This window comes from Pseudalkalibacillus sp. Hm43, assembly GCF_051842935.1.
GTDB lineage: Bacteria > Bacillota > Bacilli > Bacillales > Fictibacillaceae > Pseudalkalibacillus.
Map to the genome: position 1 here is coordinate 1 of NZ_JBPXRR010000005.1, position 22,965 is coordinate 22,965.

At 44.0% G+C, this 22,965-nt stretch carries 23 protein-coding genes and 2 tRNA genes; all 25 read right to left on the reverse strand.

Going from position 1 to position 22,965, the window contains the following annotated elements; translation table 11 throughout:
• Positions 1 to 368: 368 nt before the first annotated feature.
• Positions 369 to 1,862: a lysine--tRNA ligase gene (gene lysS, locus ACSVDE_RS18505; RefSeq protein ID WP_439302405.1), complete on the reverse strand. Its 1,494-nt coding sequence runs from the start codon at positions 1,860 to 1,862 to the stop codon at positions 369 to 371.
• Positions 1,863 to 1,881: 19 nt separating this feature from the next.
• Complete coding sequence (locus ACSVDE_RS18510) at positions 1,882 to 2,307, reverse strand: GreA/GreB family elongation factor (RefSeq protein ID WP_439302406.1); 426 nt, start codon at positions 2,305 to 2,307, stop codon at positions 1,882 to 1,884.
• Between the two features lie 135 nt (positions 2,308 to 2,442).
• Entirely contained in the window at positions 2,443 to 2,661 is a 219-nt protein-coding gene (locus ACSVDE_RS18515) for a helix-turn-helix domain-containing protein (RefSeq protein WP_439302407.1), read from the reverse strand.
• Positions 2,613 to 3,137: a 2-amino-4-hydroxy-6-hydroxymethyldihydropteridine diphosphokinase gene (gene folK, locus ACSVDE_RS18520; RefSeq protein ID WP_439302408.1), complete on the reverse strand. Its 525-nt coding sequence runs from the start codon at positions 3,135 to 3,137 to the stop codon at positions 2,613 to 2,615. The genes ACSVDE_RS18515 and folK overlap by 49 nt, the downstream gene beginning before the upstream one ends.
• A complete protein-coding gene (gene folB / locus ACSVDE_RS18525) occupies positions 3,134 to 3,496 on the reverse strand; it encodes a dihydroneopterin aldolase (protein ID WP_439302409.1) in 363 nt (120 codons plus the stop codon). Before folB ends, folK begins: the two co-directional genes overlap by 4 nt.
• Positions 3,489 to 4,334: a dihydropteroate synthase gene (gene folP / locus ACSVDE_RS18530; protein ID WP_439302452.1), complete on the reverse strand. Its 846-nt coding sequence runs from the start codon at positions 4,332 to 4,334 to the stop codon at positions 3,489 to 3,491. The genes folB and folP overlap by 8 nt, the downstream gene beginning before the upstream one ends.
• 381 nt (positions 4,335 to 4,715) lie before the next feature.
• Positions 4,716 to 5,570, reverse strand: coding sequence for an aminodeoxychorismate lyase (gene pabC, locus ACSVDE_RS18535; protein ID WP_439302410.1), 855 nt, complete (start codon positions 5,568 to 5,570; stop codon positions 4,716 to 4,718).
• The gene (pabA, locus tag ACSVDE_RS18540) at positions 5,555 to 6,148 is read right to left on the reverse strand and encodes an aminodeoxychorismate/anthranilate synthase component II (RefSeq protein ID WP_439302411.1); all 594 of its coding nucleotides are present in this window, start codon (positions 6,146 to 6,148) and stop codon (positions 5,555 to 5,557) included. Before pabA ends, pabC begins: the two co-directional genes overlap by 16 nt.
• Positions 6,149 to 6,151: 3 nt before the next feature.
• Entirely contained in the window at positions 6,152 to 7,594 is a 1,443-nt protein-coding gene (gene pabB / locus ACSVDE_RS18545) for an aminodeoxychorismate synthase, component I (RefSeq protein ID WP_439302412.1), read from the reverse strand.
• 527 nt (positions 7,595 to 8,121) lie between these two features.
• The gene (gene cysK / locus ACSVDE_RS18550; RefSeq protein WP_226552598.1) at positions 8,122 to 9,048 is read right to left on the reverse strand and encodes a cysteine synthase A; all 927 of its coding nucleotides are present in this window, start codon (positions 9,046 to 9,048) and stop codon (positions 8,122 to 8,124) included.
• A gap of 77 nt (positions 9,049 to 9,125) precedes the next feature.
• Positions 9,126 to 10,049: a peptidyl-prolyl cis-trans isomerase gene (locus ACSVDE_RS18555; protein ID WP_439302413.1), complete on the reverse strand. Its 924-nt coding sequence runs from the start codon at positions 10,047 to 10,049 to the stop codon at positions 9,126 to 9,128.
• Positions 10,046 to 10,942 carry an Hsp33 family molecular chaperone HslO gene (gene hslO / locus ACSVDE_RS18560; RefSeq protein ID WP_439302414.1) on the reverse strand — a complete coding sequence of 299 codons (897 nt, stop codon included), beginning with the start codon at positions 10,940 to 10,942 and terminating at the stop codon, positions 10,046 to 10,048. Before hslO ends, ACSVDE_RS18555 begins: the two co-directional genes overlap by 4 nt.
• A gap of 16 nt (positions 10,943 to 10,958) precedes the next feature.
• Positions 10,959 to 11,732 carry a type III pantothenate kinase gene (locus ACSVDE_RS18565; RefSeq protein WP_439302415.1) on the reverse strand — a complete coding sequence of 258 codons (774 nt, stop codon included), beginning with the start codon at positions 11,730 to 11,732 and terminating at the stop codon, positions 10,959 to 10,961.
• Positions 11,733 to 11,840: 108 nt separating this feature from the next.
• Positions 11,841 to 13,808 carry an ATP-dependent zinc metalloprotease FtsH gene (gene ftsH, locus ACSVDE_RS18570; protein ID WP_439302416.1) on the reverse strand — a complete coding sequence of 656 codons (1,968 nt, stop codon included), beginning with the start codon at positions 13,806 to 13,808 and terminating at the stop codon, positions 11,841 to 11,843.
• A 77-nt stretch (positions 13,809 to 13,885) separates the two neighbouring features.
• The gene (gene hpt, locus ACSVDE_RS18575) at positions 13,886 to 14,428 is read right to left on the reverse strand and encodes a hypoxanthine phosphoribosyltransferase (protein ID WP_226552608.1); all 543 of its coding nucleotides are present in this window, start codon (positions 14,426 to 14,428) and stop codon (positions 13,886 to 13,888) included.
• Between the two features lie 15 nt (positions 14,429 to 14,443).
• Positions 14,444 to 15,844, reverse strand: a complete 1,401-nt coding sequence (gene tilS, locus ACSVDE_RS18580) for a tRNA lysidine(34) synthetase TilS (protein ID WP_439302417.1) — start codon at positions 15,842 to 15,844, stop codon at positions 14,444 to 14,446.
• Positions 15,845 to 15,900: 56 nt separating this feature from the next.
• Positions 15,901 to 16,893 carry a serine/threonine protein kinase gene (locus tag ACSVDE_RS18585; protein ID WP_439302418.1) on the reverse strand — a complete coding sequence of 331 codons (993 nt, stop codon included), beginning with the start codon at positions 16,891 to 16,893 and terminating at the stop codon, positions 15,901 to 15,903.
• A complete protein-coding gene (locus ACSVDE_RS18590; RefSeq protein WP_439302419.1) occupies positions 16,865 to 17,605 on the reverse strand; it encodes a hypothetical protein in 741 nt (246 codons plus the stop codon). The genes ACSVDE_RS18585 and ACSVDE_RS18590 overlap by 29 nt, the downstream gene beginning before the upstream one ends.
• A 114-nt stretch (positions 17,606 to 17,719) precedes the next feature.
• Positions 17,720 to 20,206 carry a stage II sporulation protein E gene (gene spoIIE, locus ACSVDE_RS18595; protein WP_439302453.1) on the reverse strand — a complete coding sequence of 829 codons (2,487 nt, stop codon included), beginning with the start codon at positions 20,204 to 20,206 and terminating at the stop codon, positions 17,720 to 17,722.
• A 519-nt stretch (positions 20,207 to 20,725) separates the two neighbouring features.
• Positions 20,726 to 20,800 (reverse strand) — tRNA-Glu (locus ACSVDE_RS18600).
• A gap of 38 nt (positions 20,801 to 20,838) precedes the next feature.
• Positions 20,839 to 20,915: transfer RNA gene (locus ACSVDE_RS18605), tRNA-Met, on the reverse strand.
• A gap of 238 nt (positions 20,916 to 21,153) precedes the next feature.
• On the reverse strand, positions 21,154 to 21,579 hold the full coding sequence (locus ACSVDE_RS18610) for a S1 domain-containing RNA-binding protein (RefSeq protein WP_439302420.1): 426 nt from the start codon (positions 21,577 to 21,579) through the stop codon (positions 21,154 to 21,156).
• A gap of 72 nt (positions 21,580 to 21,651) precedes the next feature.
• A complete protein-coding gene (locus ACSVDE_RS18615; protein ID WP_226552621.1) occupies positions 21,652 to 22,035 on the reverse strand; it encodes a septum formation initiator family protein in 384 nt (127 codons plus the stop codon).
• A 12-nt stretch (positions 22,036 to 22,047) separates the two neighbouring features.
• Entirely contained in the window at positions 22,048 to 22,650 is a 603-nt protein-coding gene (gene yabQ, locus ACSVDE_RS18620) for a spore cortex biosynthesis protein YabQ (protein WP_439302421.1), read from the reverse strand.
• Positions 22,647 to 22,961 (reverse strand): sporulation protein YabP, encoded by a 315-nt coding sequence (gene yabP / locus ACSVDE_RS18625; RefSeq protein WP_226552625.1) that lies wholly within the window; start codon positions 22,959 to 22,961, stop codon positions 22,647 to 22,649. Before yabP ends, yabQ begins: the two co-directional genes overlap by 4 nt.
• Positions 22,962 to 22,965: the final 4 nt, after the last annotated feature.

The following is a 22,965-nucleotide window of genomic DNA, read 5'->3' on the forward strand; positions in this document are numbered from 1 at the left end:
CAGGATCAAACTCTCCAATAAAGTGTTTGATTGCTCATTAAATGTAAATCGAAATTGATTCAGGGTTCTTATAAAAAGACCCGTTTCACGCTTGGCTTTTGTTCAGTTTTCAAAGAGCTTTCGACTCGCTAAAAGCGAACCGTTTTTGTGTTTGTCGCTTATTGGCGACTTTATTAATTTATCACACGGCTTTGTCGATGTCAACAAAGAATTTCATCGTGTGTTGTCGCGAAATCAGTTTTTCCAACGACGAAAAATAATATACCATCTTTCTTGAGTCGATTCAATACATTTTTCAAAAATAGATCTAAATTCCTGAGTAAAAATAAAAAGAGCCGATCCTTGTAGGATCAGCCCTTTGTTTTCATTTACTCGCTGCGGTGTCTCATTTGTGGGAAGAGCAGCACGTCTCGGATCGATGGAGAGTCCGTTAACAGCATAACTATACGATCAATTCCGATACCGAGTCCTCCGGTTGGCGGTAGACCGTATTCTAATGCTTCAATGAAATCGTTGTCCATCATATGTGCTTCGTCGTTTCCTTCCTCACGTTCTTTCAATTGACCTTCGAATCGTTCACGCTGGTCAATTGGATCGTTCAACTCGGTGAAGGCATTCGCATGCTCACGTCCGACGATGAAGAGCTCGAAACGATCTGTGAAACGAGGGTCTTCAGCATTTTTCTTCGCTAATGGAGAAATCGCAACCGGATGTCCGTACACGAATGTCGGTTGAATTAGTTTCTCTTCAACGAAGTGTTCAAAGAATTCATTGACCACGTGTCCGAATGACATCGTTTCTTGAACAGGGACATTGTGTTCTTTTGCAAGTGCACGAGCTTCTTCATCACTCATCTCTTGCCAGAAGTCCACACCTGTATGCTCTTTCACCGCATCCACCATATGGAGGCGAGTCCATTGCGGCTTAAGATCTACTTCATAATCGCCGTATTTCACTGTCGTCGATCCGAGAACATCTTCAGCCACATGAGCGATCAAGTTTTCTGTCAGAGTCATGACATCTTGATAATCTGCGTAGGCTTCATAAAGCTCCATCATCGTGAATTCAGGGTTGTGTCGAGTGGAGACACCTTCGTTACGGAATACACGGCCGATTTCATATACCTTTTCCATTCCACCGACAATCAATCGCTTCAAGTGCAACTCGATTGCAATTCGCATGTACAGCTCCATGTCGAGTGAGTTATGGTGCGTAATGAAAGGACGAGCAGAAGCTCCACCTGGGATAGAGTGCATCGTAGGTGTTTCTACTTCAAGGTAACCGTTGTTGTCCAAGTATCGGCGCATGGATTGTAAAATGCGACTACGTGTAATGAACGTGTCTTTCACTTCAGGGTTCATGATCAAGTCAACATAACGTTGACGGTAGCGTTGCTCGATGTCCTTCAAACCATGGAACTTGTCCGGAAGAGGACGGAGTGCCTTTGAAAGCAGTGTGAAGTCTGTCACTTTAACGGAGAGTTCTCCGACTTTCGTCTTGAAAGCGACCCCTTTCACTCCGACGATGTCTCCGATGTCGATCGTGTTGAACAATTCGTATTGCTCGTCCCCTACTGAATCCTTACGTACATACAATTGAATCTGACCAGTCAAATCTTGCATATGAGCAAATCCAGCTTTACCTTTGCCACGCTTTGTCATGATTCTTCCAGCAAGAGAGACTTCGTTGTTTTGTTCTGATAAGTCTTCCTTAGAGATTTCATCGAAGTTTTTCACCATGGATTCAGCCGTATGGGTACGGTCGAATCGATGTCCGAAAGGATCGATCCCTAAATCCTTCAATGTATTCAATTTTTCTCGTCGAACGAGTAATTGGTCATTTAATTCTACGTCCTGACTCATTTGTATCACTCCTAATCAATCAATTCACGTCCAAAATATTGTACTTAATTGTATCTCCATAAAGCGAGACAGATACTTGCTCGCCTTTTTTCCGTAGTAATAACTCTTTGCCTAACAGAGAATCGACAGAAAGATATCTCATCGTCGGGGAGGCTTCCACTGGATGGACCAGCATGTAGGTTTCAGCTTCCTCTAAGTAGGAATCGAACAACGTGACTTTCGATCCGATCGTAATGACTCCCTTTCGGCTTCCTTCTTGTAAAGGCTGTGCAGCATACAACAATCGTTCGAGGTCCTGTATCCGTTGATCATAGAACCTGTTTTCTCCCTCAGACTGCTGAGGGTCAACTTCCGGTGCAGTCTTTCTACTTTCATAAACTTCAATCAAATCCGTAGCTAACTTCTTGATGCCTTCACACGTGAGCTGGGTTACTTGTTCACTCATACTCATCCTCCTATTAATAGGTTGCTTGTGTTGACACCAAGAGGTATGTAAACAGTATTCTCTAAGAGTACACCGTTATCCTACTTTAACTTCTTTTTGTTATTTCACCGATTTGGAACGTGTTGTTCCACTCTTTTACGACTGCTGTACTTTTTTTGGAGAAAGTTCTTCTAATGATATTTTCAAAGTCTGACTGACTTTTTGGATCATATCTTCATCTGGCATGCGATTCCCTCGTTCAATCTCACCGAGAATCGATACAGATATGTTCATTTCCCCTGCGAGCCCTTCTTGGGTGAAACCTTTCAGTTTTCGAAAAGCCCGAATTCGCCTTCCCCATTGTTCCGCTTCCATACGTATACTCCTTTTTTGTCCAATCTTTCTTCGATGACCTTCTCAAAGTTTTCATCCGTATGTGGAAATTGCAAATCAGGTTGAAGCTCATAAAGGGGAATCATGACAAATCCTCTTTCGAGCATTCTAGGATGTGGTATTTTTAGGTCTTCTGATAGTATATTCTCTTGATTATACAACAAAATGTCAAGGTCTATCGTGCGTGGACCCCAGTGTACCTCACGTGTACGGTCGAGCTTCTTTTCGATCTTCAATAAAAGATCCAACAACTCATGAGGTGGGATTTCCGTCTCGATCTTCGCCACCATATTCAAAAAAACATCTTGATCGGTATAACCGACGGGTTCTGTTTCATATATGGAGGATACTTTCACGACATTCGTCTGATCGAGAGAATCAATTTCCTTCAAAGCACTTCGCAAAAAACCGGAACGGTCTCCAATGTTGGACCCTAATGCAATGAAAACATCCTTCATGTACGAGACCTCTTGATTTCAATGGCTACTGCATCATAGTGTCCTGGGATTGGTGGATCCGGTTTGATGACCTTCACTGTACACGCCTCGACGATCGGGAATTTTTTGAGTAAGGCTTGGGCGATGTCTTCTGCAATCGTCTCTACGAGCTTCTTCGGTTTCCCTTCGACGATTTCTTTTGTAAGTTCATAAGCTTGACCGTAATGGACAGTGCTCTCGATGTCATCGGATTTCGACGCTTCGGTCAAATCACATTCTAAGATCAAGTCGACATTGAAGCGTTGCCCCAATTTGTTTTCCTCAGGGTATACACCGTGATAACCATAAAATTTCATATTATCGATATAAATTTTATCCATGTTGCACAGCTCCCTTCTTCATTAGCATGGCATCCATCATCATGGCCATGCGTTTGTTTTCAAGCACATCGTGTACACGAACGAGCTGACATCCTTTTTGTATGCCTAGACAAGTTGTTGCGCCTGTCCCCTCCATCCGTTGATCCGCCTCGGTCTGGAGAACTTTCCCGATAAAGGATTTCCGCGAAGTTCCGAGTGTGACGGGATAGCCGAGTTTCGTCAGCACCTCCAGGTTCGCCATCACTTCAAGGTTATCTTCATACGTTTTTGCAAAACCAATTCCCGGATCGAGGATGATGTTCTCGTCTTTCACGCCAGCTTCTTTTACAAGATCAATGCTTTCCCTTAGACCTTTTGCAATGTCCGACATGAGATGGTCATAACGATTTTCGTCCTGGTTATGCATCAAGATGATCGGCACTTGATAATCTGCTGCAACTTCAGCCATTTTCGTATCCGCTTTAGCTCCCCAAACATCATTGATGATGTCGGCACCTGCTTCTATAGCCTGTTTGGCTACTTCTGCTTTATACGTATCAATTGATATAGGTACATCCACCGCGGCCCGAACCGCCTTGATGATCGGAACGACCCTTTCAATCTCTTCTTCAAGGGAGACCTTTTCCGCTCCTGGGCGAGTCGACTCTCCACCGATGTCGATAATATCTGCACCGGCGACTACCATTTCTTCAGCATGCTGTACGGCGCGATCAATGGAGTTGAAGTTACCGCCATCTGAGAAAGAATCGGGTGTGACATTGAGGATTCCCATGATCCAAGTGCGCTCGTTCAGATCTAATGATTGGTCTCGGAGGTTGATTACCCATGGATGTTGCATCCGTTCTAGTCCATCCAACAGTTCTTTGAGTTCTCTACCAACAAGGGTGACTTCATCCGATTCATGTCGAAGCAGGTCTTCTACAGCTAACTGCATTCCGTATGAATGACCAAGCAACAAGGCATGGGTCGTCTCCGCATCCATTTCTTCAGCGCCTTCGGATATGATGGAATCCAGACCTTTCTGAAGCATCGTTTGTTTCACCAACCAAGCGACTTTCAACGAAAGATCTTCTAATCGTACGACCGTTTTACTCGCAATTAACCGATTTCTTCTATCCCGATCGATCCTTGCTCCAACAGACATAAGCTCATTCATAGCATCCGTTTCAGTGCGCGGGTGGATAATGATAGGGTTGTATCTCATTTTGTAAAATCCTTTCTATGGTCTCCTCGACCAGCGTCTTTCTCGATCCTGTTGATAGTAGCGGAACAGTTCTGTCGTCACTTCTCCTGTATCACCAGGAAAAGAAGTATCATCTATCGTTCGAACGGCGGTGATTTCTTGAACAGAGTTCGTCAAGAAGCATTCGTCTGCATTGAGAAGATCTTTTTGTGTATACCGTCCTTCTTTCACCGGAATACCTAGTTTCTCACAAAGCGACATCACATATTGCCTTGTGATCCCATTCAATATACCAGTATCAAGCGAAGGGGTATGAACGATCTTTTCTTTTACCCAAAAAAGGTTAGAAGTGATGCCTTCCGCTACAAAACCATCGGCTGTCATAAAAATGCCTTCCGTACTTGGATCGTTGATTTCCTGCTTCGCGATCAAGTTATTCATGAAATGATGGGATTTCCATCGCTCATGCCCCTCAGGACTGCTTCTTTTGACAGATAGAATACGGGCTTTTTTCTGCTGTAGCTCCACTCCTGCTTGCGGTAAAGAGCTTCCATAGATCAGTACGGTCGGTTTTGTAAAATGAAGCGTCCTTAATGCAGCTTCTCCTTCACCCGCCGAGAGGTTGATACGGATACTCGCATTTTTCCATTGGTTCCGTTCAAGCAGCTGATGGATGATTTCCAACACATCGTTTTTCTCGAACGTATAGTCAATGTTGAGGTCCTGCAGAGCCTTGTTGATTCTGTCCAAGTGATCGTCCAACAGAAAGGGATGGCCGTGATAGATGCGGAGTGTTTCAAAAAAGCCTATACCGTACAAGTACCCATAATCAAATGGAGAAATCCTTGCCTCGCTATCTTCTACAATTTCGCCATTCAGGTAGATGTACATACCAATTCACGTCCATATTCTGCAATAAAATTGCGGAGAAGCTGTTTACCGTTCTCTGTCATGATGGATTCAGGGTGGAATTGCACACCTTCAATCGCCAGGGTTTTGTGGCGGATCGCCATGATTTCTCCCTCTTCCGTTTCAGCAGATATGTCGAAACAGTCTGGCAGAGTGCCACGATCGACAATGAGCGAGTGATAACGAGTCGCTAACATGTCAGGCATCATCCCTTGGAAAATCGTTCTACCATCATGCAGTATTGGTGATGTTTTACCGTGCATCAGTCTCTCTGCACGTACGACCTCTCCTCCAAACACTTGTGCAATGGATTGATGCCCTAAGCAGACTCCGAATATCGGGATTTTCCCAGCAAAATAGCGTATCGCTTCCAGGCTGATCCCCGCTTCATCAGGACTGCACGGTCCTGGCGATATCATCAAATAACTTGGGTCAAGCTGTTCAATTTCTTCAATGGTGATTTCGTCATTCCGTTTGACGATCAGTTCCTCACCCAGCTCTCCAAGGTATTGAACCAAATTGTATGTGAAAGAATCGTAATTATCGATCATCACAATCATTTTCTACACCCTCTTCGTTGTTGCTTGTTCACTTAGTTCTTTTGCATGCCAGAGCGCTTTCGCTTTCTTCAAGCTTTCCTTGAATTCAGCTTTCGGGTCCGAATCGATGACGATTCCGGCGCCAGCTTGGACATGTGCTTTCCCATCCTTACAGATCATTGTCCGAATCGCAATATTCAACTCAGCATCACCATCAAATCCAATCCATCCGATTGAACCAGTATAGATGCCCCGTCGAACCGGTTCGAGTTCTTCAATGATTTCCATCGTCCGGATTTTCGGTGCACCGGTAATTGTTCCACCTGGGAAGGTAGCCCGGATTAAATCCATCGTACTTCGCTCTGGCGCGAGTTCACCTTGTACATTGGAGACGATGTGCATGACGTGCGAATATTTTTCGATGACCATGAACTCATTCACTTCAACGGTTCCATACTGACACACACGACCTAGATCGTTTCGCTCCAGGTCAACGAGCATGACATGTTCTGCACGTTCTTTTTCATTTTCTATGAGCGTTTTAGCCAATGCTTCATCCTCTGCAGGGGTCTTGCCGCGTGACCTTGTCCCAGCGATCGGTCGTGTACTTACGTGATTTCCTTGTTTCTTTACAAGGAGCTCAGGTGAGCCATTGACAAGTTGGAATGCAGGGGTTTCCATATAACCCATATAAGGTGACGGATTGAACTGCCTTAATTGTTCATAGATGCTGAACGGTTCAGAGTTCAATCGCTGTGTTTGGCGAACAGATAGATTCACTTGGAACACATCACCACTGCGGATATAGTCCTGCACTTGGTGTACGGCCGATTTGAACGCTTCTTCATCGATGGAGTATTCCATCGTTTCAGGCTGCATGTTTCCTGTATGGCTAACGTCACTTTGATTTTCACGTTCCTCAAACCATTGTTGCTGCATATCATTTAACTTCTGAGCGGCTTGACTTTGAGCCTCTTCGCTGACGTGTGTAACAAAGGTCAGTTTTTCTGTTTTTTTATCCAACACGATAAAGTCCTCGAAAATCATGAAGTATACATCCGGCATGTCCATATCGTCGATTGCTTGAACGGGAAGCCGTTCGATTTGTCGGGCAATATCATAACTGATGTAGCCGATTGCGCCACCTTTAAAATCAGGTAGTTCTGTTTCTTCATGAGCTCCTTCATCGATGATGTAGGACTGAAGATATTGCTCTGTCAAAGCAAGCAAGTCTCCATGTCTGGTCTCAATATGACCTGTTGCTGAAACACGGATTTCAAGACGGTCGTCTTTTCCAATCAACATAGCGCTTGGCGATACACCGATGATATGGAAACGGCCACCTCTCCCGCTTTCGAGCAGGACGTGATGAGGATGTCCATCTTTAAAAGCTGTATATCGCTCAAACCAATTTTGTAGGTTAGCGTTAACGGTTTTTGAAAACCGGAGTCTTTTGAACTGTTGCATTGAAGTCCTCTCCTGACGTTCATTTTCCTCTTTCATTGTACATGAACAGTACAGGGATGACACGTAAAAACAGCCTCCATTTATTTACATTGATAATGTATGAAGATATTTATTTCTTTGGATCTTTTCTTACGGATGATTGCTAATGGCTAAAGAAGCAACTTGTGCAATTTGATTGAAGAGCAAGGTGCGAGACTCCAGCGGGATCAGCGGGACAGGTGAGACCATTCACTTTTTAAAAGGATCTACGACTAAGACCCACCACGTCCTGTGGTGAACGTCGAAGCCAGCACATCCTGTGCAAGTGAGTGGGCTCACCGCACGCCCCGCGGAAAGCGAGCACCTGGAGCGGAAATCAACTACTTTTAAAGAAAACTTGGCGAGACCAAGCCTTTAATAGGTCGAGTCTTAGTTGCCCTTATACTGAAGAAAGTATTTTATACTTTCTTCAAGTGCAAGAGCAACAAAGCTTGCGAAAACAGGAAAAAAAGCCGACCGTCTGGTCAGCTCTTTATGATCTGCTATGATTATTCTTGTTCAAATTGATAGAGTGGTGTACTTAAGTAGCGTTCACCGTTACTTGGTATGATTGCGAGGACTTTCTTCCCTTTACCAAGCTTTTTTGCGACCTTCAATGCCGCCGCTATGGCTGCACCTGAGGAGATTCCACCTAATAGACCTTCTTCTCTAGCTGCTCGGCGAGCATATTCAAACGATTCATCTGTCGTGATCGTAAGGACTTCATCGTAAATCGACGTATTCAATATCGACGGCACGAAGCCTGCACCGATCCCTTGAATCTTATGCGGTCCTGGTTTGCCGCCTGATAGTACAGGTGAATCCTGCGGCTCCACTGCATACAGCTGAATGGAAGGGTAGTGTTTTTTCAACACTTCACCTGCACCGGTGATCGTTCCGCCTGTTCCAATCCCGGAAATGAAGGCATCTAGCTGATCACCCATCTGCTCAACGATTTCCTTACCGGTCGTATCTCTATGGATGGTAGGATTCGCTTCGTTTCTGAACTGTTGCGGCATGAAGTAACCGTGTTCCTCTGCCAGTTCTTCCGCCTTCGCAATTGCTCCCTTCATTCCTTCTGGGCCGGGAGTAAGTACGAGTTCTGCACCGTAGGCACGAAGGAGGTTACGACGTTCCATACTCATCGTATCAGGCATGACGAGGATCGTTCTATAGCCTTTTGCTGCAGCTACCATCGCAAGCCCGATCCCAGTATTTCCACTCGTCGGCTCGATGATGGTGTCACCTTCTTTCAGCTTTCCTTCTTTTTCAGCTGCTTCTACCATCGCAAAAGCGATACGGTCTTTGACACTGCTACCTGGGTTCATGAATTCAAGCTTCAGATATACATCTGCATCTTCATTGCCCGTCAAACGGTTCAATTTTACAATTGGCGTCTGTCCGATCAAATCTACAATTGAATTTCCCACTCTCACACCATTCACTCCCCAATTCTTAGTATTTTCATAGGAATACTGTATCCAATCATAGCATTATCAGAATCTTTATTCAATTATTGAGAACCGTATTCCCACTCGACCTTTAATTCATCCCAAAGTTGTTTCGGATCGAAGTTTGCATCAAGTTGCTGGATCGCGAGTTGACGTCGAATCTGTCCTTTCACTTCTTCGAACTCATACTTGCTTCCCTTTTTCACATCATGGAGATATACGATTCCATATCCTGCTTCTGTTTGGATCGGACCTCTCCATTTACCGGTTTCCATATCTTCTATGATCTCGAGGTATGCTGGGTCGACATAATTACTTGTTGTGTCCACCCACCCCATGGCACCTCCGCTAGGAGCTGAAAATTCATCAATGGAACGTTCTCTTGCGAGCGTTGAGAAGGATGAACCGTTCTCGAGTTCTTGAATGACTTGTTCCGCTTCCTCTTTCGATTCCACTAGAATTTGAGAAATCTGATAGAGAGGCTTCAGGTCATAAAGATGCTCATTCTCTTTATAATATTTACGCAATTCATCCTCGTTGATGACGACATCTTTCGTAATTAATTCTTCAAGTAAGATTGCGTGTTTAATTTCCTCTTTCAGTTCTTTATCACCCATTTGTTCAACGTCTGGGTGTTCATGCCCATCTGCACTTGTACCCACCATTCGGTGATACAGCTCAATCTCTCTATTCAATTCTTCATCCGATACGGTGATGTCATGCTTCGTTGCAAGCTGTGATACAACTTCCTTATTGATCATTTGCGTAAGCACTTCTTTTCCGTATCGCTCTTTCAAACGTTCAACCCAATCCCCTTCAGATATGGATTGTTCCCCAACCTGCGCCACATTCCCTGAGAATGAAGAAAGGACAGAGCCTTTGTCTCCACCCGTTGTTTCTTCATCAGCTGACATGAAATATACGACTGTGCCGATATTCGTCACCAACAGAAATGCCGCAATGATGATGAGCCACTTTGACTTCATTCACTTTTCTCCTTACGCGCTTCATCTAAGAAGGATTCGAGATCCTCTTTCGTGTAATGATACTCCTCGTTGCAGAAATGACATTTTGCGTCCGCTTTTCCATCTTCCTGAATCATATCCGTAATTTCATCTTCCCCAAGGCTGATGATGGCATCGGCAAACCGCTCTCTTGAGCAGGTGCATTTGAATGCAACTGGAGATGTCGATAAGATCTTCACATTTTCTTCTCCTAATACATTGTAGAGAAGTTGTTCTGGCGTATGGCCTGCTTCGATCATTTTGGAAACAGGATCTAAATTCTCTAGACGCTTCTCAATGAACGTAATCATCTCATCTTGCGCTCCTGGCATGACCTGGATGACGAAACCGCCTGAAGCAAGGACGGTATTATCAGGGTTGACCAGCACACCGACTGCGACAGCCGATGGAATCTGTTCAGATGATACGAAGTAATACGTAAAGTCTTCTCCTAATTCCCCTGAAACGAGAGGAACTTGTCCAGTGAATTTGTCCCGCATACCGAGATCTTTGACGACGGATAGATGTCCATTCTTTCCGACAGCTCGAGCAACATCAAGCTTTCCTTTCGCATTCAAGTCGAAATGGACAAGCGGGTTGGAAACATAGCCACGGGTTTCCCCTTGGACGTTCGCATCGACGATGATCGGTCCGAGCGGTCCATCCCCTTCAATCTTGACGGTCAATTTATTGCTTTCACCTTTCAGCATGGACGCCATCATGGTAGAAGCCGTCATTGCTCGGCCTAGTGCTGCAGACGCAGTCGGCAATGTGCCTTGACGACGCTGTGCTTCTCGAATCATTTCGGTTGTATCGACAGCAAAAGCTCGGATGTTTCCATTGAAAGCTAATGCTTTGACTAAGTAATCTGACATGGTGAAACTCCCTTTCTTAATGTAAATCTGTGTTTTTATGATAGATGAGTTGAAGACCTTTCAACGTGAGGAATGGATCTACGACATCGATGATGGCAGATTCGTCCCCAATCAGGTGAGCTAACCCACCAGTGGCGATGACCGTCGGGTTTTGACCGGATTGGTCCTTCATTCGTTGGACAATTCCTTCCACCTGACCTACATATCCGTAAAAGATTCCTGCTTGCATCGCACTTACCGTATTTTTCCCGACGACATGATCCGGTCTCATGATCTCGATTCGAGGTAGCTTGGCTGCATTCGTATAGAGCGCTTCAGTCGAAATGCCGATACCAGGGGAGATCGCTCCTCCGAGGTAATTATTTTGTTCATCTATATAACAATATGTCGTTGCTGTTCCAAAATCGACAATGATCAACGGACTTTTATACTCATGTAAAGCTGCTACTGCATTAACGATACGATCTGCCCCCACTTCGCGCGGGTTTTCTGTTTTGATATTCAAACCTGTCTTGATTCCAGGTCCAATTACGAGTGGTTTCAAGTTGAAGTATTTCTCACACATCTTCTCAAGCGGGAACATGAGTGGCGGTACAACCGATGAAAGGATGATCCCATCGATATCTTTGAACGCCAATCCAACATGTGTCAACAGATTGGAAATGAACATCCCGTATTCATCTTCTGACTTCTTTTTACTTGTACCAACTCTCCAGTGGTATTTCAATTCATCCCCTTCATATACACCGAGGACGATATTCGTATTTCCAACATCCATTACTAAAATCATTCTATTCCCCACTATCTATACCATTTTCTTTAGTTATAACACAAACAACCCATGAAAACACGTGTAAGAAAAGGATGCCCGTGATGGACATCCTTTATCATATAAGCTTTATTCGTTTTTATTGTCGTCTGAATCGTTTGTTTCATTCGACTCTTCAGTAGTATCTTCTTCCTTCTTATTGATGTTCACTTTCACATCATCTTCAGAAGAAGTTTCTTTTTTCTTTTCAGGAGCTTTATATCCTTCAGGCATTTTACCTGTTTCATATAGAGATTTGATTTGCTCGCTATCCAGTGTTTCCACTTCTTTCAGCGTCTCAGCAATCAAGTTCAGCTGCTCCTGGTTCTGAACAAGAACTTCTTTACAGTGGTTGTATGCTTCCATGATGATCTTCTGAACTTCAAGGTCGATCTCATGAGCAATGGCATCACTGTAATTCTGTTCGTTCTGAATGTCTCTACCGAGAAAGACGTTTCCTCCTTGGCCTTGACCAAACTGCATCGGTCCAAGCTTTTCACTCATACCGAATTCCGTAACCATGCGGCGGGCGATACCAGTCGCACGTTGGAAGTCGTTACTTGCTCCAGTACTGGATTCACCGAATGTGATTTCCTCGGCAACCCGACCACCAAGCAATCCTGTGATCTTATCGATCAGTTCAGGCTTCGTCATGAAGTAACGGTCTTCCTTAGGCAATGTGACCGCATATCCACCGGCTTGACCGCGTGGTACGATCGTAACCTTATGAACAATTTCTGCATTATCCAGAGCAAGACCGATGATCGTATGTCCAGCTTCATGGTATGCAACAATGTTCTTTTCTTTATCAGAAATGACACGGCTCTTCTTGGCAGGACCTGCAATGACACGGTCCGTTGCTTCGTCGATGTCTTCCATGTCTACTTTTTTCTTATTTTGACGGGCAGCAACAAGCGCTGCTTCGTTCAATAAGTTCTCCAGATCTGCGCCTGAGAATCCTGGAGTTCTCATGGCAATGGTCTTCAGGTCGACCTCTTCAGCAAGAGGTTTGTTTCGAGCATGTACTTTAAGTACCGCTTCACGACCTTTGACATCTGGACGTCCGACAGGAATTTGACGGTCAAAACGACCAGGACGCAATAATGCTGGGTCCAAGATATCCGGTCGGTTCGTTGCTGCAACGATAATGATACCTTCGTTCGCACTGAATCCGTCCATTTCAACGAGTAATTGGTTCAATGTCTGTTCACGCTCATCGTGACCGCCGCCAAGTCCTGCGCCACGCTGACGACCAACGGCATCAATCTCATCAATGAAGATGATACATGGTGCGTTTTTCTTCGCGTTTTCGAACAAGTCACGAACACGTGATGCACCGACACCGACAAACATTTCAACGAAGTCGGAACCACTGATAGAGAAGAATGGTACTCCCGCTTCTCCGGCAACCGCTCTTGCAAGCAAGGTTTTACCTGTACCTGGAGGTCCTACAAGCAGGACACCTTTCGGAATACGCGCTCCGAGGGAAGCGAACTTACGAGGATCCTTCAAGAATTCGACGACCTCAACAAGTTCTTGCTTTTCTTCATCAGCACCCGCAACGTCTTTAAAGGTGACTTTTTTCTTTTCTTCACTATAAAGCTTGGCTTTACTCTTACCGAAATTCATGACACGGCTTCCGCCGCCTTGTGCCTGGTTAAGTAAGAAGAAGAATAAGATAAAGATGATGACAAACGGAATGATCGAGGTAAAGAATGTTACCCAGCCGCTCGTACCTTCTGCTTCTTTCACATCAACTTCAACAGGTTGCTCTGCTTGCTCAGCTAATGTAAGGACTTCCTCTGTCAATGCTGGTGGAATATTCGTGTTAAAGTATTGTTCATCCTCATAGTTCGTAAGCTGTCCTTGGATGACGAACACCTGGTTCTTCGGTTGCATTGAAAGGGATCTTACTTCACCATCTTGAAGTTTTGTTTTGAATTGATCATATCTTAATTGTTCAACGTCGTTGTTGTTGCCGTTGAAAAAGCTGACAATCCCTACAACGACAAGGAATATTAATAGATAGAATATTGTATTTCTAAAGATGCGATTCATCCCTTACCTCCTCTCGCATACAAACAAATCATTAATTATAGTATCACATGTGTTCATTTATTCACAACAATTTGACTTTACTGGTTTTGGTAAATCTCTGGCTTCAAAACACCAATGAATGGAAGATTACGATAGCGCTCTGCAAAGTCCAGTCCATACCCGACTACGAATGCATCCGGTACGATGAAACCGGCTGTGTCAGGCTTAAGATCAACCTTACGCCCGGATGGCTTATCCAGAAGTGTGACGATCTTGATAGATTTCGCTTTACGATGCTTGAAGATTTCAATCAGATAGTTCAAAGTCAGGCCGCTGTCGATGATATCTTCTACTATCAATACGTCACGACCCTCTAATGAAGTGTTCAAATCCTTCACGATTTTCACTTCACCAGATGACACTGTTGAATTTCCGTAACTCGATACATCCATGAAATCCAATTCAACATGAATGTCCATCCGTTTTACAAGATCCGCCATGAAAGGTAGTGCCCCTTTCAATACACCGATGACAAGCGGAAAACGATCTTTGTACTCTTCGGATAGTTGTTCAGCAAGCTCGTGGACCTTTTCTTGAATCTCTTCTTCAGAGATCAAGATCTCTTCCATATCGTTTCTCATAAGTATGTATTCCTCCTAGACCTCATGCCTTGTATTTTCAAAAGATAAAAACATCCAATCCATATCATCTCCTGAAACAGGCGGGAGTTCCGCATGCTTCAAGCCTGGAATCCAAATGATTTTCCCTGTCGAATCGGTGACGATGGGCCAGACGTTCCGTAAGTGCTTCGGAACTTTCTCATCAATGAAGATATCCTTCACTTTTCTAGAGCCATTGACCCCGACAGGACGGATTCGATCTCCATCTTCCCTCGTCCGGACGATGAGCGGCAACTGCACTTGCGTGGATGCAAACACGAGATAATCTTTCCCTTTTTTATCGGTTTTCATTCCGGTTAAACGGTGATAACTCAAGTTTCCCATTGGTAATGGATAAGTTTCGCCAGAATGTATTGGATAACGATAAGGGGAGCCTGTCTCATCGGTTTCGAAGGTGAAAGTACACTTCTCATAGGACCGTCGGACAATCAATCCATCTGGGAGATGGAGGGTTCCTGACGGGTAATCAGACATGATCAGCTGCAGACAATCCTTGATATGATTGGACATAATATTCTCTTGGCTTGTTGGATAAAGATAGTTTAATATTAGATGAATCCCTCTCCTTTGTAAAGGAATTGCCACCTTCAGAAAGGGCACGATCGACAATGTCAATTGATTGTCACACTTTTCCACAATAACATTCTCGAGCGCTTCCTCTGCCTGTTGTTCCAAATATGCCTCATCTTCCAATATAGATTCACTTAAGGATTGAAATTTCTCATGGACATTCCGATTTTCTTCTTTCAAAAAAGGTAACACGTGCTTCCTGAACCTGTTCCGTGTATATTTCGGATCTGTGTTGCTCGGATCCATACGATAAGGGATTGCATTGTTCTCACAATAAAGAAGGATCTCTTGTTTCGTTACATTGAGTAAAGGTCGGATGATTTTCCCTGTCGAGAATGGTCTCATAAAAGGGATTCCTGAAAGTCCTGTGAGGCTTGTCCCTCTCACCATATTCATCAACATCGTTTCCACTTGATCATCTCCATGGTGGGCTAAAGCAAGGTAATCGGCTTCATGTTGGACCATCATGTCGGATAAAAACTGATACCTTACCTTTCGAGCAGCCTGTTGAGGAGACTCTCCTGTTTCTTCTATATATAAAGGAAGGTTTTTTTCAGAATGTTCAATTTCAATGGCATGCTGGTTACAATATTGAATGACAAAGCGTGCGTCCTCAGCAGATTCTTCCCCCCTGAACATATGATCCATATGTGCAACGACGATCTTCAAGTCCAGTTTGTCACGTTTCCCCATTAAATAATGAAGCAGCGCCATAGAATCCGGTCCACCCGAGACACCTACGACCACTTTGCTTCCTTTGTTCAATAGTCTATTTCGTTGGATAAATTCGTCGATTGCTTGCTGCATGAAGATCCTCACCATCAATTCAGTCTATTGATGAAATTATAACATGTTCATCCGATTTACATCGTCTGGCCCATCAAATAGACGACATAGAAAACCAATAGAAACAAGAAGATCAGCACCGTTTCGGTCATATGTCGGCGTTTTTTCATTTTCTTCCGTTTATACCTGCCATTTTGGTTCATTGGCGGGGTGACGGAAGGACTGGTCTTTTGGATAGGACGAGACGCAGAGGTGGTTTTTGCAGATGATTTAGCAGAATAATGTTTCAATAAATCCTCTCTCATCTGTTCTGCGGATGAATACTGACCATGCAAGGCTTTGTACAGAATCGCTCGATATTTCTTCAGCCACCTGTTCTGATCTATCGCCTTCTGCAGTTGGTTCCATCCACCCTCTTTCTTATCGAATCGTTTCGGATACGCATAGTTGATGATGATCATCCCGACTGCGAACAAGTCATAGCTAGGCTCAGCCTTCCTTGAACCCATACCCCAATATCCCCGGTCGAAAAACTCCGTATATTCTTTGATGGCCCTGCCGATCATAGTCGTTCCTCCGACATCCAACCAACGTATTTTCGGAGGCGGTCCTGAGATGAGCAGGTTGTCCGGTTTCAAATCGCCGAAAACCCATCCCGAGGCATGAAGGTCGGTCAGATCCCGAAGCAACTGCAACATAAGGATTCCGAACCATTCTTCCTTCCGCTGCCGCATGAAAACAAATAACGACTCGCCTTGTACATATTCCATCACATAGAACGGGAGTGCTCCCTTCAAGGTCACCCAATCATCCATTTCGATAAAAGAAGGTCCAAGTGTTTTCCCCTGGACCTTCGATAGATGTTTGAGGACATTGACCTCAGAGGTAATCGAAAGTGTGTCATGACTGACCTTTACAGCTACTTTGGAACGATTTCCTCTTGCTAGGTAAACCGTGCCCGTAGCACCTGAGCCCAATTCGCGAAGAATTGTATATTGGTTTCGGTTCCACTTTCCAACAATGAGATCACCAGGGGTCAGTTTAACTTCCGGATTCTTCGATGTATTCATCATACTCACCTAGGAGTCTACGCTTCGAACCTCTTTCTGGGAACAGCTCAAGCGCTTCCTGTAAGGCAGGACCGGTCGGTGTAATGCCACCAGTCGATATTTTTTTGAATACTTTTCCGATCGTATCCAATTGTGGTGTCCAATCCATCAACCGTTCAATGGATTGCTTTTTACCAGGGAACGCATAGATGGCAAATTGATTCTTACCCGTTCTCGAATTGAGTGAGATGGAAAGATCCAACAATGATTCTTGGACAGTCGGGAGCTTGTCATCCATACTTGCTGAAATATCGACGAGAATCAATACTTCAAGATTGACCGTTTCACCGATTTCATCCACGACTTCCATCACTTCACCGCGTTTATCGGGTGGTAGATCTTCCATTTGTTTTTCATCGCCTAAGATGTGGGTCAATTCTTTGTTGATCATCCCGTGGATCGTTTGAGTCATTGCCTTTTGGGTGACCATTTTCACGGTTTGGGCCAGCTGGTTCGCGTAAACGATTTGACTGACACCCCCACCGCTCATCGCGATATCTTCTACTTCTTTCAGTCCATGTTCACCATACGCTTCGTTCTGGGATAAGATTCCGATTACGTTGATGGCAATCCCTTTTTCCCTCGCCAATGCGGCGATGGCTACCGGGTCTTCACCATGATTCGAGCATCCATCTGTAATCAACAGGATTTGTTTTAATGTGCCTTTACTCATGCAAAAATCCCCTCTCTCAAATTGTTATTACCATGATGGTCAAGGCCGAGGGGATTTATACTAGAATCAAGGACTCTAGTTCATACGTATTCATTTTTCGAAAAGCCTCTATCTTCAAGCTCGCTTCCTTTCGTTTTTGTTTTGATACGGGATGGTAGACCACTTCGGAATGTTCCGGTTGATCTTCGTTACGACCACCGTCATATCATCCTCAATTTGTCCCCGATCCGTTCGGATGACTTCTTCAAGTAAGAGGTCGGCTATGATTTGCGGGTCGTCCGAGTGAATCTCCCGAATTTTTCGCTTGATCCAAGCTTCCTTATTTTCAACATTCTTCGGTCCTTCGAAGATTCCGTCACTCATCATGATGAGGAAATCCCCTGCTTTCAGTTGATCACTCACAACTTCAACATCAAATTCTTCTATGATTCCCATTGGTAGATTACTTGCCTCGATCATCCTCACGTGGTCAGCTCTTTTTACAAAACTAGGACTCGATCCGATTTTCAAAAACCGTACCGTCGCATCCTGCAAATCAATCATAGCGAGGTCCAGTGTCGAAAAGATCTCGTCTGTCGTCCGTAACGAGAGGATGGAGTTGACTGATTTGATGGCAGTCGTCTCATCGATCCCGGATTGGAGAATCTGTTGAAGCAGCTTCAATGTTTCATTGCTTTCCAGATGAGCTCGTTCACCATTCCCCATTCCATCACTGATGGCCACGGCATGTTTACCAGCACCGAGTTCAATCGTCGAGTGACAGTCTCCCGAAACCCAGGCACCACCTTTTGCCGCACTGGCCACACCTGTTTCAATGACGTAGCTTTGGGAAGATCGGAAGACGACGTGACAAAATCCATTCGGATAAGCGGCACATTCCTCCTGTTTGACGGCGATCGTCTCATCCAATATATCGGACAGTAACGGAGCAATGACTTTTTCTGCTTCCCCCCGTCCATTGCAATACGGAATACTCATCTCTATATCAATGCTACCTTTTTCAAGGCTATAGATTTCAATGTTCCCTATTTCCAGACCGATATCATCCAACGCTTCCTTCACTTGCTCTTCTTGGATCTGATGGTTTTCCCTTTCCCGTTGGATTTCTTTCGCAAAATTGTCCATTACTTGAGATACGCCTTGCAGCTGTTCTGCAACTAGCCTTCTGCTTTCTTTCACTTGTTGCTTCAGCTTGATGTTGGCATGATATTGACCGAGTTCATACTGGATCGTATCGATCACTTTCTTGGAACGTACGCAATGCCGTTCCCAATCTTTCTGTAGTGCCCGATCTTTCAAGGATCCATTTGGTGATGTCTCAGTCATGATCTTCGCCATGTAATCATAGGTTTCATCGAAGTTATTCACCCAGCAATGCCGTTTCTTGAAGCAATTATTACAAGTCTTCTCCGTTACATTACTGAGGAACATGTCGAGCTCCCGCTTCCCCTCTTCTTCCATCATGGTCGTCGCACTTGTGTTGGAAAAGCTGTTCGATAAGGCCTGGAACAAGTGAGAGAATTGCTCGACCCGGTTGGCAGTTACGTCTCGAACCTTGCGTAAGTATTGCTGCTGTTCTTGTGTATATTCTTTCGTCCCCGGTATGTAGCGGGATAGTTTCGAGATCGCTTTGTTCGGTGTGAGCAAGAATAGACCGACAGCGGCGCACGATTCAAGCAGACTATTAATCAGTAATCCGGACTCGTTTCCATATAGACCAATCAATAAAGTCCCGATGAACAAGCCGACACTCACACCCAGTTTTTTCCCCTCTTTTAATAAACCTCCTAATAAACCTGAAAATGCGAGCAAACTCATTTGATAGAGACTCGCTATATTGGCAAGTCCCAAAATCAGGCCTGTAACGACACCGACCGTAGCGCCGATGGCTGTACCCCCGACGAAGGCGAAGATCAGGACTAAATAGCGGGACAGAATATGCTCAAGCGACAGATCATACACATGCCAGCCGATCGTTCCCGTCATGACCGAAGCTAGCAAGATGATGAAACAGACGATTTCTTCATTCTTTAGAGAATGCTGGATCTTTTTAAGGGAAAGCAATGGAATGCTTTGTAAAAAAATCAATGTCAGGATGCTACTCAACCCTGCTTCAATCGACACCATCAACATTGTACCGGTCGTAATCGGCTCGGATGCGAAGGTGTGCAAACTCATCCTCGTAATGAAGCTGGCAGCGAGAACAGTGACCGGTAATAGTTTCAGGTTCTGTTTTACTAGATTCGTAAGGATGGAATAAAGGACGAAGAAGACAGCCAGACCGACCGCTACATATAGTCCCGTCTGTTCAAATGTCGTCAGTGCTCCAGCCAGGAGGGCAATCGCCGCCACCCCAGCTCTTTCCTTTTTTAAAAATAGAACAGTTCCGAAGAACGGAATCGCAAATGGGGATAATTCAGAAAGAATGAGTGCACGGCCGAGTAAAAAGCCTGTACAAAACAATAATAGACTCCAGTGGAGGAGAATACGCTTCACCCGTAGACTCGTTTCTTTCATATGAGAGGATATATTATTCTTCAACCTTTCTACCAGTACGAACTTCCGCAACACCTGGTTGCTTTCCGATCCTACCTTTTGCATCATTCCCCGCACCACCTGTTAATAGATTTGTGTTGTCTATTTAATCACAGTCTACTTTCATTTTTTGTCAAATGGTCAGTCGAGCGGAAAAAAACTTCTCGACGGGTTACGAGGCTCGACGCCATTATGATTCAATTTTCAGAATTTTCTACAGTATAGGTTTTTCTCTTTTTTCTCATGGGCTTCTAAGGGATTACAGTTTTGGAGTGTAATTTGGTTAACTCGAAAATATTGGCGAAGGAAGGATGAGTAAGGAGAAAGGTTTTACCATTCTACAAGGATAGATGGGCATGTCGACGGATTTCAGTTGACCATCGGGGGTAGATTTGAGCTTCGTTACACGTTTATAGATCAGTTTCCGGTTATTTCCCATAAAAACTCGTGTATTTCCAATAAATATAGAAATTTATAGATCAGTTTTGCGATTTTCCCATAAAAATCAGAAATTATAGATCAAATCACGTTTTTTGGGTACAAAAAAACTGCCCTTTGTCAGGACAGTTGTCTTTTATGTGCAAATGGTGACCCCTACGGGATTCGAACCCGTGTTACCGCCGTGAAAGGGCGGTGTCTTAACCACTTGACCAAGGGGCCTAATCTATTAGTTATTTATTTTTAACATCAGATAAAAATGGTAGCGGCGGAGGGGATCGAACCCCCGACCTCACGGGTATGAACCGTACGCTCTAGCCAGCTGAGCTACACCGCCAAATAGATATGTTTTAAAGACACAACAAGAATAATACAAGATAATCGAGATCTCGTCAATAGGTTTTTTGCGATTAAATGATCTTTTCATTACGACTGAAGCATGAGTTCGTATTAAAGCACCCTTTCCAGTCATCTCAATAAGAAAAGACTGACAAATTTGTCAGTCTTTGAATGATTGCTTGCATATTCCGATTAATGAGCTTATTTTTACTACAATCGGTAAGCAGCAGATTCCATTACCCTCGACGTGCACCGCGTCCTCCACGTTTCGATTCGGTTTGCCTCTTCAAGGTAGATAAACGTTCATCACTATCTTTCAAGAAACGATTCAACTTATCTTCGAATGACACGAATTCATTATTCTGTCTTCTAGGTTTTCCTCCCTTACCACGAGGGCGGTCTGGTCTGCGATTCGGTTTTGGTGGCTGATCTTTCGCTTTCTTGATGGAAAGCCCGATCTTGCCGTCATTATCAACGTTAATGACTTTTACCTCAACTTCATCCCCGACAGAAAGGTGTTCGTTAATGTCCTTGACGTAGTTATCGGCAACCTCACTAATGTGGACTAAACCGGTGATACCATCTGGCAGCTCGACAAATGCTCCAAAATGGGTAATACCTGATACTTTTCCCTTCAATTTGCTGCCTACTTCAATTGTCATTGTAAAAATTGCTCCTCCTTAAAGTTTGAAAAAATTAAATTCACTTTATTATACATGCCCGTAAAATCAAGGTCAACGCGACTCCTCTTTGTTCTTAGGGAGTTTGAAAATCGTCTCACCTGGTTTGGACATATTATAATCTCTTCGAGCGACCTCACCAATATAATCAGGGTCTTGTAGTTTATTCACTTCTTCGCTTAATTGTGCTTTTTCTTTTTTCACATCTTCCAAGTTTTGTTCTACTTTCTGTTGCTCTTCTTTCTTCTCAGCAATGACAGTTGCTTGAGAGGTAAGTGTGGAAATCATGACGGCAAACATGATAACAACCAGAACACCGAAAACGACAAGACGTCGATAAAGTCCCTTCTTCCTACGCCGGGCACGATCTTGCTTTTTTCTTTCTTGATCCATGATGTTTTCGTTTAAGGCTGTTATTTTGTCATTTCGTTGAACCATCCTGAACCCCCTTTACCTTCTAAGTTTTCCAATCCAGTCTTTCACTTTATTCGTTGGCTTCTTCAAAAATCCTGCTTTCTCTTTTAGTTTTGTTAACATTTTTACTTGAATCGGTTTCAACCATCGATTGTAGATGAATAGACCGATTTTTCTAAGAGGAAAGAGAAGAATGCCAGAAATGAAGAGAAGGATGGATAATAGAAGTCTACCTATCATTTTACTCAAGGTAAGAAGGAGTTTCAATATGACTTTTACAGGTTGTATAAGAAGTGCTGAAATGATGTTGCGGATCATTCTCGCGATGCCGATTACCACCTTGATGATGAACTCCAATAACTTTCTGTAGGCTTTTTGCAATAAACTTTGGTATCCAGCGAAACCGCATAATAAGGCCAGGAATATGATGATCCTCACTTCTCCATGATTGACTTGTAACAATACATAGAATATGAGGAGAGCTTGTAAAATCCAGAAGACAATGTCATTGATGAACCTCAACCAATTCCACTTTCGATCTCGGGGTTGAAAGCGATGGTACGTATCGAGAGCAGCTCCAATCCAGATACCGCTCCCGACCATTGCTAAAATCGTGTAGAGTTGCACATTCAAACTCATTTGAACAGCTTGCTAAAAAATCCTTTAGCTTTATCCCCTTGTTGCTGATCGAGATAAACGAGATCGTACACTTTCCCTTCGATTGAGACGAGTCCTTGTTCCAAATTCAAGTTTTTCATTTTCAAATTATAGCCGCGGATTGCCAGAAAGCCCATTGAGGTTTCAAGCAAGAATTCTTCGTTATCAAAGCTTTCCACTTGTTTGACTCCGGTGATATCGAGCGCTTTACGACCTCTCATCTTCACATCATGATCCGGTGCCGTTGTGGGTTTATTGTAATTGGAACCATTGTAATCGTAATATTGATCCATGGTA